The organism is Streptomyces bicolor, from assembly GCF_000719285.1.
In the GTDB taxonomy this organism is placed as follows: Bacteria; Actinomycetota; Actinomycetes; order Streptomycetales; family Streptomycetaceae; genus Streptomyces; species Streptomyces bicolor.
The window spans coordinates 1-277 of sequence record NZ_JOFS01000144.1; the positions used below are offsets into that span (position 1 = coordinate 1).

The window sequence follows — 277 nt, forward strand, 5'->3', positions numbered from 1 at the left end:
GTTGAGGCCGAGCCAGATCACGGCCGGGGGCACCCAGGCGACGGAGGGCAGTGACTGCAGGCCGGACAGGATCGGGCCGATCGCGGCGCGTACGAACTTCACGCGGGCGACGAGCAGGCCGAGCGGCGTGCCGATGGCGAGGGCCATCAGGAAGCCGAGCAGGCCGCGTGAGACGGACGTCCAGATGTAGTCGAGGAGGGTGCCCTGCAGCCAGGATGCGCGCAGTTCGCCCCACACGTCGGCCGGTGCGGGGAGCTTGGTCGGGTCGTCGACGATG

At 71.1% G+C, this 277-nt stretch carries 1 protein-coding gene; it reads right to left on the reverse strand.

The window, feature by feature from the left end; translation table 11 throughout:
• The coding region (locus tag IF78_RS0143035) for an ABC transporter permease (protein WP_031488220.1) at positions 1–277 on the reverse strand (277 nt) is incomplete at both ends.